This is a genomic window from Pseudomonas sp. PS01299 (assembly GCF_029960145.1).
Lineage (GTDB): Bacteria > Pseudomonadota > Gammaproteobacteria > Pseudomonadales > Pseudomonadaceae > Aquipseudomonas > Aquipseudomonas putida_A.
In genome coordinates, this window is record NZ_JASCPO010000142.1 from 1 (window position 1) to 15,006 (window position 15,006).

Below are 15,006 nucleotides of genomic sequence, written 5' to 3' on the forward strand. Positions count from 1 at the left end.
GTAATGCTGGGTCCCTGTAGGAGCGAGCCTGCTCGCTATAGCGGTGTATCAGCCAACATCAATGTTGAGTGTAATTCCGCTATCGCGAGCAGGCTCACTCCTACAAGTGATGTGTCATGAACAACACAACAAGAGGCAAACCAATGTCCGACCTCCTCTGGCAACCCGATGCCGAGCGTATCGCCCAATCGCGCATGGATCAGTTCCGCCGCGACATCAATCAGCGCCATGGCCTGGCGCTGAACAGCTACACCGACCTACACCGCTGGAGCGTGGAACAGCGCGAAGCGTTCTGGCAGGCGATCGTCGATTTCTTCGACATCCGCTTTCACACCCAGCCCGACGCCGTCCTGCGTGAAGGCGCGCAGATGCCCAGTGCCGAATGGTTTCCCGGCGCGACCCTGAATTTTGCCGAACACTTGCTGCGCCGTCGTGACGATGCGGTCGCAGTGATTGCCGTGGCGGAAAACGGTCAGCGCGAACAGCTGACCTGGGCCGAACTGGCCGAGCACGTCGCCGGTTTTCAGGCCAGCCTGCAAGCCGCCGGTGTCGGCCTCGGCGACCGCGTGGCCGCGTGCATGCCCAACACCTGGCAGACTCTGGTGGCGATGCTCGCGACCACCAGCCTCGGGGCGATCTGGTCGTGCTCGTCGCCGGACTTCGGCACCCACGGCGTGATCGACCGTTTCGGCCAGATCGAACCCAAAGTGTTGATCACCTGCGCCGGCTACCGTTACGCCGGCAAAGACATCAACCAGACCAGCAAGATCAACGAAATCCTCGCGCAACTGCCATCGCTGCAGCAGTTGATCATCGTGCCCTACGCTCGCGCGCAGACCCGTACCGAGGATTACCAAACCCACGCCAACGTGACGTTGTGGGACGAGTTCTACCAACCCGGCGGCGAACCGCGGTTTGTCCCGGTGCTGTTCAATCACCCGTTGTACGTGTTGTATTCCAGTGGCACCACCGGCGTACCGAAATGCATCGTGCACAGTACTGGCGGCGTGTTGCTGCAGCATGCCAAGGAACACGGACTGCACGTCGATCTCGGCCCCGGTGACCGGTTGTTCTACTACACCACTTGCGGCTGGATGATGTGGAACTGGCTGGTCTCGGCCCTCGCGGTCGGCAGCGCGGTGGTGCTGTATGACGGCTCGCCGTTTCACCCGGGCCATGAGCGCTTGCTCGACCTGATCGACGACGAGCGCATCAGTGTGTTCGGCACTAGCCCCAAGTTTCTCGCGACACTGGAAAGCAGCGGTTTGAAGCCTGCGCACAGCCATGATCTGAGTAGCCTGAAGACCCTGCTGTGCACCGGCTCCGCGCTGTCGCCGCAGAGTTATGACTTCGTCTACCGCGACTTCAAGCGCGATGTGTGCCTGGCGTCGATGTCCGGCGGCACCGATGTGGTGTCGTGCTTCGTCAACGGTAATCCGCTGTCGGCGGTGCGCCGCGGCGAAATCATGGGCAAGAGCCTGGGCATGGCGGTTGAAGTGTGGAACGACGCCGGCATTGCCGTGATCGGCGAAAAAGGCGAGCTGGTCTGCACCCGGCACTTCCCGGCGATGCCCGTCGGGCTGTGGCATGACCCTGACGGCGCAAAACTGCGCAAATCCTATTTCAGCCTGTTCCCCGGTGTCTGGGCCCAGGGCGATTACGCCGAGCAATTGCCCCACGGCGGGATGCTGATCCACGGCCGCTCCGACGCCGTGCTCAACCCCGGCGGCGTGCGCATTGGCACGGCGGAAATCTATCGTCAGGTCGAGAAAGTCCCGCAGGTGCTGGACAGCGTGGCGATCGGACAGCAATGGCAGGACGATGTGCGCGTAGTGCTGTTTGTGCGTCTGCAGGATGGCGTGACGCTGGATGACCATCTGCAACAGCAGATCCGCCAGGTGATCCGCGCCAACACCACACCGCGCCACGTGCCGGCGAAGATCGTCGCGGTGACCGATATTCCGCGCACCATCAGCGGCAAGGTGGTGGAACTCGCGGTGCGCAATGTGGTGCATGGCGAGCCGGTGAAAAATACCGATGCGCTGGCCAATCCCGAGGCCTTGGAGCAGTTCCGCAATCGCCCGGAGCTGTCGGATTAGCACGCCATCCCCTTGTGGGAGCGGGCTTGCTCGCGAAAGCGGTGTGTCAGTCCCGCTGATATCGACTGATAGATTGCATTCGCGAGCAAGCCCGCTCCCACAGGGGTGAGGTGTTAATCCATCAAGCCCCAATCGCCTGATGTGGTGGGCGCAGGCAGCGGCCGCGCAATCGCCTGGAGCTGTCGGACTGATCCCTCATGCCCTTGTGGGAGCGGGCTTGCTCGCGAAAGCGGTGTGCCAGTCCCGCTGATATCGACTGATGGATTGCATTCGCGAGCAAGCCCGCTCCCACAGGGGTGGGGTGTTAATCCATCAGGCCCCAATCGCCTGATGTTGTGGGTGCGGGCGCCGGGCCCGCCTCGGTGTGCAGTTTCAAACGCAGGCGCAGATTGTTCTGCGAATCGGCATGCTTGAGCGCTTCGTCCTCACTGATCACGCCCTCCACCACCAGCCCGTACAGCGCCGCGTCGAAGGTCTGCATGCCGGCCTCGCCGGACTTCTCCATGATGCCTTTGAGTTCGCCCAACTCGTTGCGGCGGATCAGGTCGGCGATGGTGGGCGTGCCGAGCATCACTTCGACCGCCGCCCGGCGCTGGCCGTCCACAGTGCGCACCAGCCGTTGCGAGACAAACGCTTTGAGATTGTTGCCCAGCGCGTGCAGCAACTGCGGGCGGCGCTCTTCGGGGAACAGATTGACGATACGGTCCAGCGCCTGATTGGCGTTGTGCGCATGCAGCGTCGACAGCACCAGGTGCCCGGTGTCGGCGAATGTCAGCGCATGCTCCATGGTTTCGCGGTCACGGATTTCGCCGATCAGCACCACATCCGGGGCCTGACGCAGGGTGTTTTTCAGCGCCGCATGGAAACTGCGGGTATCGACGCCGACTTCGCGTTGATTGATGATCGAGCGCTGGTGCCGATGGATATACTCCACCGGGTCTTCGATGGTGATGATGTGCCCGCTGCTGTGGCGGTTGCGGTGATCGATCAGCGTGGCCAGCGAAGTGGACTTGCCGGAGTCGGTGGCGCCAACGAAGAGGATCAGCCCCTGTTTGAGCATCACCGTTTCCAGCAATACCGGCGGCAGTTTCAGGTCTTCGAAGCGCGGGATATCGAGTTTGACGTTGCGGATTACGATTGACACATCATTGCGTTGCTTGAAGACGTTCACCCGAAAACGCCCGATGCCCGTACGGGAAATCGCCAGGTTCATTTCCAGATCCCGATCGAACTCGCGCCGTTGCTCGGCGTCCATCATGGAGTTGGCGATAGTCTCGACCTCGCCGGGCTTGAACGGCCGCTCGCTGAACGGCGTCAGCACACCATCGATACGCGCACTGGGTGGCGCTCCCGTGGACAGGAACAGGTCAGAACCGTGCTGGCTCGACAGACGGAGCAACAGTGCATCGATTTCCATGGCAATAAGCACCCGCGAAGCATTCAATGAACAGAAATGACCCGCTGTCGTGACGTAACGGGTCATACAGCGTCTACCGCAAGTGCAAGAATAGTAGATGCCAACGCACTGACCGACGCTCAGGATACATGTGATGAACGCAGCACCCTCCCCCGATGACGCCCAAGCCCTGATCGCCCGTACCGACTGGAGCCGCACGCCGTTGGGCGCTTCTGGCACCTGGCCGCAAAGCCTGCGCACCGCGGTGGACATCGTGATTCACTCACCGATGCCGATGCTGCTGTTGTGGGGGCCGCAGCTCACGCAGATCTACAACAATGGCTTTGCGATGCTCGCCGGGAGCAAGCATCCGCACGCTTTCGGACAGCCCGCGCACCTTATATGGCCAGAACTTCAGGACTTTACCGACCCGATTTATCGAGCCGTCCTACAAGGCCAGGTGCGCACCTACAGCGAGCGGCGATTTACCCTGCAACGTGAAGGCGTAGAGTCCGACTTCTGGCTGGACCTGACCTACAGCCCCATCCGCGATGAAAGCACGCAAGTGGCCGGAATCCTGGTGACGGCCATCGAAACCAACGAACGCCGGCGCATCGCCCTCGAATTGCAACGCCGTTCCGAAGAAAGTCTCAAGGCTCAGCGCGACACTGAAGAACGCCTGCAACTGGCGCTGGCCGCCACCGATGCGGTTGGCACCTGGGATTGGGACATCGGCGAAGACCGTTTCATCGCCGACGCCCATTTCGCCCAACTACACGGCATCGATCCGGCCCACGCCAGCCAGTTACCGATCAGCGACTACCTGCAAGGCGTGCACCCCGAAGACCGCGCGCTGATCGCCCGCAGCATCAAGCATTGCATCACCCACGGCACCGAATACGCCGAGGAATACCGCCTGCTCAAAGCCGACGGCGAGCTACGCTGGGTGTTTGCCCGGGGCCGCTGTTACAAGGATCACCACGGGCGACCCGTGCGTTTCCTCGGCGCCGCGCTGGACCTGACCGAGCGCAAGCACACCGAGCAGGCGCTGCGCCAGAGCCAGACGGAATTGCAGCTGATCATCAATGCAATGCCGATCCTCATCAGTTACGTCGACCACGAAGAGCGCTTCCGCCTGAACAATGCGGCGTATCTGGACTGGTACGGCCTCACGCCGCAGGAACTGTATGGCCGTACCATTCGCGAAGTGATCGGCGAAGAAGCCTACTTCCTGCGCGCGCCCTATATTGCCGAGGCCCTGGCCGGGCGGCCCTGCTCGTTCAGCCTGTATACCCCGCATCGCGACGGCAGCAACCGCCATGCGCTGATGAATTACCTGCCGCGCCACGGCGCCGACGGCTCAGTCAACGGTTTCTATATTTTCGTGATCGACGAATCCGAACGAAAAAAAACCGAAGAAGCCCTGCGCAATCTCAATGAAACCCTGGAGGAACGGGTCAGCGCCCGCACCGAACAACTGGCTCAGGCCAATCAGCGTCTGCAGAACGAGATGTTCGAACGTGAGCGCGCCGAAGATGCGTTGCGCCATGCGCAGAAAATGGAAGCGGTCGGCCAGCTCACCGGCGGTATCGCCCACGACTTCAACAACATGCTCACTGGAATCATCGGCAGCCTCGACCTGATGCAGCGCTACATCGCCGACGGCCGCGCCGATGAAATCGGCCGTTTCACCGAAGCGGCGGTTTCGTCGGCCAACCGAGCGGCGGCGCTGACCCATCGGCTGCTGGCGTTCTCGCGCCGGCAGTCGCTGGACCGCAAGACCCTCAACGTCAACGAACTGATTCATTCGCTGGAAGATTTGATCCGCCGCACCAAGGGCGACCCGATCGAACTCACGCTGCGCCTGGCCGACGATGTCTGGCCGATCAGTACCGACGTCAGCCAACTGGAAAATGCCCTGCTCAACCTGGTGATCAACGCCCGCGACGCCATGCCCGATGGCGGCGAGTTGCTGATCGAAACCGCTAATGTCTACCTCGACGGGAACGACATCACCACCCTCGAACCGGTCAAGGCCGGCGACTACCTGATGCTGGCGGTCAGCGACAACGGCACCGGCATGACGCCGTCGGTGCGCGCCAAGGCGTTCGATCCGTTCTTCACCACCAAACCGATCGGCCAGGGCACCGGGCTCGGACTGTCGATGATTTATGGCTTCGCCCAGCAGTCGGGCGGCCATGTCAGCCTCGACAGCCTGCCGAATCAGGGCACCTGTGTGCGCTTGTACTTGCCGCGCCTGAACCTGCTGGAGCCGGAACGGCCAGTTGTGGAAACCCTCGGTGCCGCGCCGACGGCCACCTGTGGCGAAACCGTGGTGGTGGTTGAAGATGACCCGGCAGTGCGCATGCTGGTGCTCGATCTGCTCAAGGAGCTGGGTTACCTCGCCCACGAAGCCGCCGACGCCAGCGCCGCCCTGCCGCTGCTGGAATCGGAGCTGCGTGTGGATCTGCTGGTGACCGACGTTGGTCTACCGGGGATGAATGGCCGGCAACTGGCGGAAATCGCCCGCCAGCATCGTCCGGGGCTGAAGGTGCTGTTCATGACCGGTTACGCGCAGAAAGCCGCCGAGCGTCAGGGCTTTCTCGAGGATGGCATGGACATGGTGGCCAAGCCGTTTTCGATTGAAGTGCTGGCCAACAAGATCCGCGAGATGATCAACCAAACGCCGTCACTTGAGGCATAATCCCGCGCCCCGCCGTCACCCCGTTACAGGTATCGCACGATGAAAGCCCAAGCCCGCCACATTCTGGTGAAAACCGCCGAAGAGGCCGAACAACTCAAGCAACGCATTGCCAAGGGCGAAGCGTTCGATGTGCTGGCGAAGAAATACTCGACCTGCCCGTCCGGCAAACGCGGCGGTGATCTGGGTGAAGTGCGGCCGGGACAGATGGTCGGTGCGATTGATGCGGTGATTTTCAAGAAACCGCTGCGCACGGTGCACGGGCCGATCAAGAGCAAGTTCGGCTATCACCTGGTGCAGGTGTTTTTCCGCGATTGAGTGTTGGCTTCAGGGCCTCTTCGCGAGCAAGCCCGCTCCCACAGTCTGGAATGCGTACCCTGTGGGAGCGGGCTTGCCCGCGAACCGATTGCGCAGCAAGCGGCCATCCACCGCTTACCTGGGAATCAATGCCCCCGGCACCTGAATCACCCGACTTGCCAGCCAATGCCCCGCCTGCGCCGCCTCGACCGGACTGCCACCCAGCAACCGCCTGGCCAGATACGCCGCGCTGAACGAGTCCCCCGCCGCCGTCGTATCCACCACCTTGTCGACCTGCTGCGCCGGCACTTCGAACGCCTCATCATCGCAGCGAATCAGACACGCCTCGGCGCCACGCTTGAGCACCACTTCCGGCGTGCCGATCTGCGCGTACGCCTCGAACACTGCGTCGCAATCGGCAAAATGGAACAGCGCCTGTTCGTCATCCACGGTCAGCAACGCCAGATCGACATGCGGCAACACGCTGCGATAGGCCGCCCGCGCCTCTTCCTGTGAGGCCCACAAGCGTGGTCGATAATTGTTGTCGAAGACGATCCGCGCATCGCGCTGGCGGGCTTCGATCAGGGTCTGGATCAAGCGCTCGCGGCCCTTGGCCCCCAGCACTGCGAGGGTGATGCCGCTGAAATACAGCACATCGTAGTCCGGCAGCGCCGCCAGAATCGGCTCCGCCGCCGGGGTGGTGAAGCAATCGCGCACCGCCGCTTCATTGCGCCAGTAGAGGAAACGCCGCTCACCGTTGGCGTCGGTCTGAATGCAGTACAGACCCGGCAAACGACCGGGCAGACGCTGCACCATGTCGAGGCCAATGCCTTCATCGGCCCAGCTCTGGCACATGGCGTCGCTGAAGCTGTCGTCACCGAGCGCGGTGACGTAATCGACCTGGGCCTTGTCGCCGAGAGCGCGGGACAGGTACACCGCGGTGTTCAAGGTATCGCCGCCGAAGCTTTGCTGCAGGCTGCCATCGGCGCGGTGCTGGAGTTCGATCATGCATTCACCGATCAGGGCTATGCGCGGGGTATTCGGGCCCAGGGGGCTGAGGCTGGTCATCGGGAGGTGTCTCTGGATAATCATCGGTGTTTGGGCGGCTCTCATCGCGAGCAGGCTCACTCCTACAATTGGAATGCGTTCCCCTGTAGGAGTGAGCCTGCTCGCGATGGGAGCGACTCGGTCTCAAGCCTTAGAAGCAGGTCTCCATGTTCTCGACCACCGCCAACTGCTCATCCACCAGCAACCCCACCCGCCACTTGTCGAACGTCAGGCACGGGTGCGAGGTGCCGAAGGAAATGATATCGCCCACCCGCAACTCAACCCCCGGCGCCACGCTCATGAACGCATGCTGGTCCATCACCGCCGTCACCTTGCACGCGCCGACATCGTCGCCCACCGCTGGCAATACACCGGCCTTGTACCGCAGCAACGGCACCGGCAGGCCGGCATCGAATGCCACATCGCGTTTGCCGAGGGCGATCACCGCAAAACCCGGCTCCGGCAGCGATTGCACGTGGGCCCAGACTTCCAGCGCCGGGCGCAATCCTTCGTGCAGATCACTGCGACGATCCAGCACGCAGCACTGCGCTTCCTTGTAGATGCCATGATCGTGGGCGACATAACTGCCCGGGCGCAGCACGCTAAGGAAGCGTCCGCTGGCGTTCTGCGCTTCGAACGACTCGGCGATCAGGTCGTACCACGCCGAACCCGACGCGGTGATGATCGGCTTGGCAATGGCAAACGCGCCGCTGTCCTGCAACTGTACCGCCAGGCGCACCAGCGACGCGGCGAATTCACGAATGCCGCTGACCGCGTGATCGCCATGGATCACCCCTTCGTAACCCTCGATGCCGGTCAGAGCCAGCGCCGGTTGCGCGTTGATCGCCTGGGCCAGCGCGATGACTTCCTGCTCGCTGCGGCAACCGCAGCGGCCACCGACCACGCCGTACTCGATCATCACATTCAACTTCACTCCGCGCGAGGCGAAGTAGGCGCCGAGATCGGCGACGTTGTCCGGGTGATCGACCATGCAGTAGAAATCGAAATCGACATCGGCCAGCAGATCGGCGATCAGCGCCATGTTCGGCGTGCCGACCAGTTGGTTGGCCATCAGCACCCGGCGTACACCGTGGGCGTATGCGGCGCGGGTCTGGGTGGCGCTGGCAAGGGTGATGCCCCAGGCGCCGGCGTCGAGCTGACGCTGGAACAGCGCCGGGGTCATGCTGGTCTTGCCGTGGGGCGCGAGCTCGGCGCCGCTGTCGCTGACGAACTTCTGCATCCAGCGAATGTTGTGCTCCAGCGCCTCGCGGTGCAGCACCAGCGCCGGCAGGCTGACGTCACGCACAAGGTGCGCACCGATGGCGGCGTCGCCCTTTTCCACAGCGGTATTGATGGCAGTCGTCATGCTTGAACTCCTCACTGTCGCGGCCGCAGGCAGCCGCAGTTATTCGTTGATGCGCCGGGCGAGGCTGTTGGCGCTCTCGATCAGCACCCGGCGATAGTCGTCGTAATTGTTCTTCGCATCGGCCCGTGGGGCGACGATGCACAGGGTGCAAATGGCCACGCCGCTGGGGTCTTTGACCGGCGCGGCGAAGCAATGGGTGAAGGTGTCGGCCACGCTGTCGAACGAGAAGAATCCGTCGATGCCGGCCTGGCGGATCTCCGCCAGAAAGCGTTCCAGCGGCAGGCGCTCGCCATCGGGCAGGATGTAGTCGTCTTCGTCGATCAGGTCGATGATCTGCTGATCACTCAGGTGCGCCAGCAGCAAGCGTCCGGACGCGGTCCACGGGATCGGCGCGTTTTCGCCGATGTCGGACGAAATGCGGAAATGCCGCTCGCCCTCCTTCATCAGCGCCACCGTGTATTTGCGTCCGTTGAGCAGGCACATCTGTGCGGTTTCCCGGGTCTGGCTGACGATCTCCTGCAACGCGTGATCGGCCTCGCGGCTGAGGTCGAAATGGCGCAGGTGCGCCTGCCCGAGGAAGTACAACTGGCGCCCCAGATAGACGTGACCGTCCTTGCCCACCGGCTCCAGAATCCGTCGTTCCAGCAGTGACGCCACCAGTTCGTAGACCGTGGATTTCGGGCTGCCGATGCCATTGGCGATGTCGTTCGGACGCAACGGCTGGCCGATCTCCTTGAGGAAATCGAGGATATCGAACGCCCGGTCCAGACCACGGGCCCGGCGTTTGATGGTGTCTTCGGTCATGTCAGTGGTTCCCATAAGAAGTGCCGGGATGGTAACTGGCCTGAGGTGTTGTGTCAGTTGGATCGAGGTCCTCACCCCCCGCCCTCTCCCGGAGGTAGAGGGAGCCTGACCGTATCGATGCAAATGTAAGCGTCATACGCGAAATTCGCATCGATACAGATCAGTCCCCTCTCCCTCCGGGAGAGGGTTAGGGTGAGGGATAGCCATCACTCAAACCTTTTTCTTGTAAGCGATGCAATCGATCTCGACCTTGCAATCAACCATCATGCTCGCCTGCACACAGGCCCGTGCCGGGGCGTGTTCAGGCTTGAAGTACTCGCCGAAAACCTTGTTGAAACTGCTGAAATCCCGTGGATCATCCAGCCAGACGCCGGCGCGCACCACGTCCTCCAGGCCATAACCGGCCTCTTCGAGAATCGCGATCAGGTTTTTCATGGTCTGGTGGGTCTGCTCGACGATGCCGCCAACGATGATCTCGCCATCCACCGCCGGCACCTGGCCGGACACGTGCAGCCAGCCATCCGCTTCAACGGCGCGCGCGAAGGGACGTGGCTGACCGCCAGCGGCGGTGCTGCCGGTGCCGTATCGAGTAATGCTCATGGGTACTTCTCCTGATTACAAAGCAAAAATTAGAACCGCGTGCTCTTGAGAAACTCAGCCAGACGCGGTGATTGCGGGCGTTCGAACAGTTCCTTGGGAGGTCCCTGCTCTTCGATCCGCCCCTGATTCATGAACACGATCTTGTCCGAAACTTCGAAGGCGAAACGCATTTCGTGAGTCACCAGCAACATGGTCATGCCGTCTTCGGCCAGGCCCTTGATCACGTTCAACACTTCACCGACCAGCTCCGGATCGAGGGCCGAGGTGACTTCGTCGAACAGCATCAGGCTGGGGTTCATCGCAATCGCCCGGGCAATCGCCACACGCTGTTGCTGACCGCCGGACAACTGCCCGGGAAAGTGATTGCGCCGCTCCAGCAGGCCGACCCGCTCCAGCCATTTTTCGGCCAGCACCACGGCTTGGTCCTTGTGCATTTTCTTGACCTTGAGCAGACCGAGGGTGACGTTCTGCAAGGCGGTCAGATGCGGGAACAGGTTGAATTGCTGGAAGGCCATGCCGGTCATGGCGCGATGGCGGGCGATGACTTTTTCCGCGTGACGCACACGTTTGCCACCGACCTCGTCATAGCCGATGGACTCGCCGTCGAGCAGGATCTGCCCGCCCTGAAACTCTTCGAGCATGTTCACGCAGCGCAGCAAGGTGGTCTTGCCCGAACCGCTGGAACCGATCAGCGTCACGACGTTGCCGCGCTGCATGCTCAAGTCGACGCCCTTGAGCACTTCGACTGCGCCGTACTGCTTGTGCAGGCCACGGATGTCCAGCAGCGGCTGAGCGTTCTGAACGTTGGAAACTTGAGCTTGAGTCATGGCAGGGCCACCCGCTTTTCAATATGCCGGCCGAGTAATTCGATGCCGTAGTTGATGACGAAGAACAGAAAACCGGCGAACAGGTAGAACTCCAGAGTCATGAAGGTCCGGGCGATGATCTGTTGGGTGCTGAGCAACAATTCGGCGACGCCGATCACCGAGAGCAGGGTCGAAGCCTTGACGATTTCGGTGGACGAGTTGACCCAGGTCGGCAGGATCTGCCGCAACGCCTGGGGCAACAGCACGTAACCGAGGGATTGATAAAACGTCAGGCCAATCGCCTTGCTCGCTTCCATCTGCCCGCGTGGCAATGCCTGCAAGGCGCCGCGCACGATCTCGGCGACGTGCGAACCGCAAAACAGCGTCAGGCCCAGCGCACCGGCCTGAAACGCGCTGATCTGCCAGCCCAACGCCGGCGCCATATAGAAGCAGGCCAGCACCAATACAAACACCGGCGTGCCGCGAATAATGTCGACATAAAAGCGGAACGGCGCGCGCATCCAGAACTTGCCGTAAGTCAGCACCAGACCGGTGACAACCCCGAGCAGCGTGCCGAACAGAATCGCCAGCGCCGACACCTGCACACTGGTCAGGAACCCTTGCAGCAACGTCTCGCGTCCCACCCACAATTCATGCAACCAACTGGGAGATTCGTACATCGCAGCCTCCTATCGGCGGATCGCCAGACGCTGCTCGAGGTAACGCAGCAGCATGGCAATGAGGTAACAGGCCGCGACATACAACGCCGTGGTCACCAGCCAGGTTTCGATCACCCGGTAGCTCTCGACGTTGATCTTGCGCGCGTAATAGGTCAGCTCCGGCACCGCAATCGCGGCGGCCAGCGAGGTGTCCTTGAACAGCGAGATGAAGTTGTTCGACAGCGCCGGCAGTACGTTGCGCAGCATCACCGGCACGGTGACGTAGGCCTTGACCTGCCATTCACCGAGTCCGATCGCCAGCCCCGCTTCGCGCTGGCCTTTGGGGATGCTCAGCAAGCCGCCACGGAACACTTCGGTCAGATAGGCACCGGCATACAGCGACAGCGTGATGATGAACGACGGGATCTTGTCCAGCCGGATACCCAGGCTCGGCAAGGCAAAGTAGATCAACAGAATCAACACCAGAATCGGCGTGTTACGCACCACCGTGACGTACACCGAGGCCAGCACCCGCAAGGCGCGATGCTTCGAGAGCAAGGCAAACGCCATCAGCAGGCCGATCACGCAGCCGATGGCGATCGACACCAGCGCCAGTTCAAGACCCAGACCGAGCCCCGCCAGCAAGGTGTCGAAATCGCGCCACACGGCGGCAAAGTTCAACTGATAGTTCATGGTCAGCAGTACCTTGAGCGGGGCGATTGAGGCGCCCCGCTCTCACGGGGTCATTTGAATTCGACTGGGAAACCGATGGCCGGCGACGGCAGATCCACACCGAACCACTGCTTGAACGACGCCGCGTAAGTCGGGAACTCAACGCCGGTCATGGCTTCATGCAGGGCGGTATTGACGAAGTTCAGCCAGTCCTGATCGCCGCGTTTGACTGCGCAGGCGTAGGTCTGTGGGCTCCAGGCGTAGGTCGGGCTGCGGTAGCGGCCAGGGTTCTGCACCATCAGGTACTTGACCGACGACTGATCGGTAGCAGCGGCATCGGCGCGACCGGAATTCACCGCCTGATACATCAGATCGACACTGTCGTACTGATCGACCTTGGCCTTGGGCAGCGCCTGATGCACCAATTCTTCGGCATAGACGTTTTGCAGCACGGCCACAGTAACGCTGTCACCGGCCGCCTGCAGGTCTTCGATTTCCTTGTACTTGCTGTTGGCCGGCAGCAGCAGGCCGACACCTTCGCGGTAGTACGGCAGGGTGAACGCCACTTGTTGCGCACGGCTGGCGGTAACGGTGATGAACTGGCAGCTCATGTCGACCTTGTCGGTCAGCAGATTGGGAATTCGCGCGTCGGACGACTGCACGACGAACTCGACTTTGCTTGGGTCATTGAACAACCCCTTGGCCACCATCCTGGCGATGTCGATATCAAAGCCCTGCAACTTGCCGTCCGCACCCTGAAAGTGCCACGGCGCATTGGTGCTGCCGGTGCCGACAATCAGCTTGCCCCGGGCCAGAACACTGTCGAGCTTGCTATCGGCTGCCTGGGCCATGCCCATCACAGCGGACGAAGCCGCAAGAACGAAAACACACGCTTTGAACAACGAAGGACGGCGATGCATGGCAAGCACTCCAGGATGATGTTTATTCCGCTATACCGGAACACGGTTTGTTACTACGGAATAGACAGCAGAAAGTGTGCCACAGGCATCACAGGGAATCTGTAGAGGGGTTAAATGTTTTTGGAATCAACGGGATGCAGGAAATGCGAAAAATGGAGTCAGGTGCGGGTACTGATGGGCTGCGCTACCTTAGGCTACAAATAACGAGTAGCAGGTTCCCAGATGGAGCACGAAGGACTACTTCGGTGCAATGTGGTTAGCGATTGAAGGGGCCAGCTCTCCATATCTATCGGCAAGCGGCTTTGTCGTAGACCTCTCCCCGCTCTCTTCTCCCTACCGCAATCACGGTAACAACCAAAACCTCGTTCTTTACGCGATAGACCAGCCTGTATCCAGCACTGCGAAGCTTGATTTTGTAGGCGTTTCCCAACCCTCGGAGTCGATCGGCAGGAACGTGAGGATTGACCAGACGTGTAGAGAGCTTTTTCTTGAACTGATCCTGAAGTGCTGAATCAAGCTTTCTCCATTCCCTCCAGGCTTTCTCGGAAAACTCCAGCTCATAGGTCATCTATAGAGACCTTGATGGTGGGATCGTTTTCTCGCTCCTTGCACAGTGCGATCAGTTCCAGATCCTCAAGGCGATTCATCATCGCCTCATACTCCTTTGCGGGAACACAATAAAACGCTGGCTCATTTCGATTGAGGATTGCAACAGATTGGCCGCCACCGGCGGCCACGGTACCCATGGGGTTTCTTTTCAATTCAGAAATACTCGCAACGATATTGGAAAGAACTACGTGAGTCATGATGGTGCTCCCTGGAGTGCTGTTAATGGTGCTTAAAATAGCACTCCAAGAGGGCTTCGACGCCTATCGCTTATTACCGCCTTCTCTTTTATTGAGTGAAAAAAGGTATCACGTCCCGACATTCCACATTTCCGGGCTTCGTGTCGGGCCGGTCCTTCATAAAAGTGGGAAAAATCTCGCGAATCCACAGGCCACCTGTAATTTCTGACAGTAGACCTGTTCTTCACCCTTCTTTAACGTCATCGAACCTTCGAGGTCGTTGAAAAGGAGTTCTCAATGAGCACTGCCGATACCATTTCCAATCTGGCCCCGGTTTACCGCAAAGCCCTGAAAACCTGGCGCCCGGTGATCCTGTATTTCGCCAATGAGCACTGCCCCGCCTGCGAGTTCGCCGGGCCGATTTTTCGTCAGATTGCCGAGCCGTACCGGCATCGCGCCAATATCTACATGCTTAACACCCGTGACTCGCCGCGCCATCCGTTGGTCACCGGCACGCCGACGGTGCTGTTCTACAAAAACGGCAAGTTGCTGAAGAAGCTCAAGGGCATCGGCACAGAGGAAACACTGGCGGCGGACTTTGCCCGGCATATCGGCAGGACCAGGGCACCGGTGGTGCAGCAGAAACCACGACATGACCTGCCGTGGTTGCGCCGCACATTGAGCAGGCTCTGCACAATCACGCGTGCGCATCGGCGGGTGATTTGAGGCAGTGCATTTCCCGTAATCGTTGCGGCGTCTGACACATCGCTTTCGCGGGCAAGCCCGCTCCCACAGGGGTCAACGTTGTTCACACATTTCGTGTACGACGCGTGCACTGTGGGAGCGGGCTTGCC

At 60.8% G+C, this 15,006-nt stretch carries 15 protein-coding genes; 4 read left to right on the forward strand and 11 right to left on the reverse strand.

What is annotated here, in order from left to right; genetic code table 11:
- The first annotated feature begins 143 nt into the window (after positions 1–143).
- Positions 144–2,099, forward strand: a complete 1,956-nt coding sequence (locus tag QMX91_RS21105) for an acetoacetate--CoA ligase (protein WP_282413298.1) — start codon at positions 144–146, stop codon at positions 2,097–2,099.
- 304 nt (positions 2,100–2,403) lie between these two features.
- Here QMX91_RS21105 and QMX91_RS21110 read toward each other — a convergent pair whose 3' ends face one another.
- The gene (locus QMX91_RS21110; protein ID WP_282413303.1) at positions 2,404–3,516 is read right to left on the reverse strand and encodes a PilT/PilU family type 4a pilus ATPase; all 1,113 of its coding nucleotides are present in this window, start codon (positions 3,514–3,516) and stop codon (positions 2,404–2,406) included.
- 133 nt (positions 3,517–3,649) lie between these two features.
- Between QMX91_RS21110 and QMX91_RS21115 the strand changes: the two genes are divergently transcribed.
- Both QMX91_RS21115 and QMX91_RS21120 read left to right on the forward strand, forming a co-directional pair.
- Entirely contained in the window at positions 3,650–6,199 is a 2,550-nt protein-coding gene (locus tag QMX91_RS21115; RefSeq protein WP_135295908.1) for a PAS domain-containing protein, read from the forward strand.
- A gap of 39 nt (positions 6,200–6,238) precedes the next feature.
- Complete coding sequence (locus tag QMX91_RS21120; protein ID WP_003225447.1) at positions 6,239–6,514, forward strand: peptidylprolyl isomerase; 276 nt, start codon at positions 6,239–6,241, stop codon at positions 6,512–6,514.
- 114 nt (positions 6,515–6,628) lie between these two features.
- Here the strand turns inward: QMX91_RS21120 and QMX91_RS21125 are convergent, their stop codons facing one another.
- The 10 genes from QMX91_RS21125 to QMX91_RS21170 all read right to left on the reverse strand — a co-directional run bounded on the left by QMX91_RS21125 (position 6,629) and on the right by QMX91_RS21170 (position 14,173).
- Entirely contained in the window at positions 6,629–7,561 is a 933-nt protein-coding gene (locus QMX91_RS21125; RefSeq protein WP_282413299.1) for a sugar kinase, read from the reverse strand.
- Between the two features lie 130 nt (positions 7,562–7,691).
- A complete protein-coding gene (locus QMX91_RS21130; RefSeq protein ID WP_282413300.1) occupies positions 7,692–8,906 on the reverse strand; it encodes an amino acid deaminase in 1,215 nt (404 codons plus the stop codon).
- A gap of 39 nt (positions 8,907–8,945) precedes the next feature.
- Positions 8,946–9,710 carry an IclR family transcriptional regulator gene (locus tag QMX91_RS21135; RefSeq protein ID WP_027612656.1) on the reverse strand — a complete coding sequence of 255 codons (765 nt, stop codon included), beginning with the start codon at positions 9,708–9,710 and terminating at the stop codon, positions 8,946–8,948.
- A gap of 210 nt (positions 9,711–9,920) precedes the next feature.
- A complete protein-coding gene (locus QMX91_RS21140) occupies positions 9,921–10,310 on the reverse strand; it encodes a RidA family protein (RefSeq protein WP_016984340.1) in 390 nt (129 codons plus the stop codon).
- A 29-nt stretch (positions 10,311–10,339) separates the two neighbouring features.
- Positions 10,340–11,137 carry an amino acid ABC transporter ATP-binding protein gene (locus QMX91_RS21145; protein ID WP_097087296.1) on the reverse strand — a complete coding sequence of 266 codons (798 nt, stop codon included), beginning with the start codon at positions 11,135–11,137 and terminating at the stop codon, positions 10,340–10,342.
- The gene (locus QMX91_RS21150; protein ID WP_282413301.1) at positions 11,134–11,796 is read right to left on the reverse strand and encodes an amino acid ABC transporter permease; all 663 of its coding nucleotides are present in this window, start codon (positions 11,794–11,796) and stop codon (positions 11,134–11,136) included. Before QMX91_RS21150 ends, QMX91_RS21145 begins: the two co-directional genes overlap by 4 nt.
- A 9-nt stretch (positions 11,797–11,805) precedes the next feature.
- Positions 11,806–12,468, reverse strand: coding sequence for an amino acid ABC transporter permease (locus tag QMX91_RS21155; protein WP_003225455.1), 663 nt, complete (start codon positions 12,466–12,468; stop codon positions 11,806–11,808).
- Positions 12,469–12,518: 50 nt separating this feature from the next.
- Positions 12,519–13,367 (reverse strand): transporter substrate-binding domain-containing protein, encoded by an 849-nt coding sequence (locus tag QMX91_RS21160; protein WP_095136167.1) that lies wholly within the window; start codon positions 13,365–13,367, stop codon positions 12,519–12,521.
- 286 nt (positions 13,368–13,653) lie between these two features.
- On the reverse strand, positions 13,654–13,935 hold the full coding sequence (locus tag QMX91_RS21165; protein ID WP_098964185.1) for a type II toxin-antitoxin system RelE/ParE family toxin: 282 nt from the start codon (positions 13,933–13,935) through the stop codon (positions 13,654–13,656).
- Positions 13,925–14,173: a type II toxin-antitoxin system Phd/YefM family antitoxin gene (locus QMX91_RS21170; RefSeq protein ID WP_003225462.1), complete on the reverse strand. Its 249-nt coding sequence runs from the start codon at positions 14,171–14,173 to the stop codon at positions 13,925–13,927. Before QMX91_RS21170 ends, QMX91_RS21165 begins: the two co-directional genes overlap by 11 nt.
- Before the next feature lie 276 nt (positions 14,174–14,449).
- Between QMX91_RS21170 and QMX91_RS21175 the strand changes: the two genes are divergently transcribed.
- The gene (locus QMX91_RS21175; RefSeq protein WP_282413302.1) at positions 14,450–14,878 is read left to right on the forward strand and encodes a thioredoxin family protein; all 429 of its coding nucleotides are present in this window, start codon (positions 14,450–14,452) and stop codon (positions 14,876–14,878) included.
- Positions 14,879–15,006: the final 128 nt, after the last annotated feature.

Coding starts and splice junctions, on each gene's coding strand:
- QMX91_RS21115 (WP_135295908.1), top strand. CDS start 3,650: ATGAACGCAGCACCCTCCCCCGATGACGCCCAAGCCCTGATCGCCCGT.
- QMX91_RS21125 (WP_282413299.1), bottom strand. CDS start 7,561: ATGACCAGCCTCAGCCCCCTGGGCCCGAATACCCCGCGCATAGCCCTG.
- QMX91_RS21155 (WP_003225455.1), bottom strand. CDS start 12,468: ATGAACTATCAGTTGAACTTTGCCGCCGTGTGGCGCGATTTCGACACC.
- QMX91_RS21120 (WP_003225447.1), top strand. CDS start 6,239: ATGAAAGCCCAAGCCCGCCACATTCTGGTGAAAACCGCCGAAGAGGCC.
- QMX91_RS21165 (WP_098964185.1), bottom strand. CDS start 13,935: ATGACCTATGAGCTGGAGTTTTCCGAGAAAGCCTGGAGGGAATGGAGA.
- QMX91_RS21130 (WP_282413300.1), bottom strand. CDS start 8,906: ATGACGACTGCCATCAATACCGCTGTGGAAAAGGGCGACGCCGCCATC.
- QMX91_RS21145 (WP_097087296.1), bottom strand. CDS start 11,137: ATGACTCAAGCTCAAGTTTCCAACGTTCAGAACGCTCAGCCGCTGCTG.
- QMX91_RS21160 (WP_095136167.1), bottom strand. CDS start 13,367: ATGCATCGCCGTCCTTCGTTGTTCAAAGCGTGTGTTTTCGTTCTTGCG.
- QMX91_RS21140 (WP_016984340.1), bottom strand. CDS start 10,310: ATGAGCATTACTCGATACGGCACCGGCAGCACCGCCGCTGGCGGTCAG.
- QMX91_RS21170 (WP_003225462.1), bottom strand. CDS start 14,173: ATGACTCACGTAGTTCTTTCCAATATCGTTGCGAGTATTTCTGAATTG.
- QMX91_RS21105 (WP_282413298.1), top strand. CDS start 144: ATGTCCGACCTCCTCTGGCAACCCGATGCCGAGCGTATCGCCCAATCG.
- QMX91_RS21135 (WP_027612656.1), bottom strand. CDS start 9,710: ATGACCGAAGACACCATCAAACGCCGGGCCCGTGGTCTGGACCGGGCG.
- QMX91_RS21110 (WP_282413303.1), bottom strand. CDS start 3,516: ATGGAAATCGATGCACTGTTGCTCCGTCTGTCGAGCCAGCACGGTTCT.
- QMX91_RS21150 (WP_282413301.1), bottom strand. CDS start 11,796: ATGTACGAATCTCCCAGTTGGTTGCATGAATTGTGGGTGGGACGCGAG.
- QMX91_RS21175 (WP_282413302.1), top strand. CDS start 14,450: ATGAGCACTGCCGATACCATTTCCAATCTGGCCCCGGTTTACCGCAAA.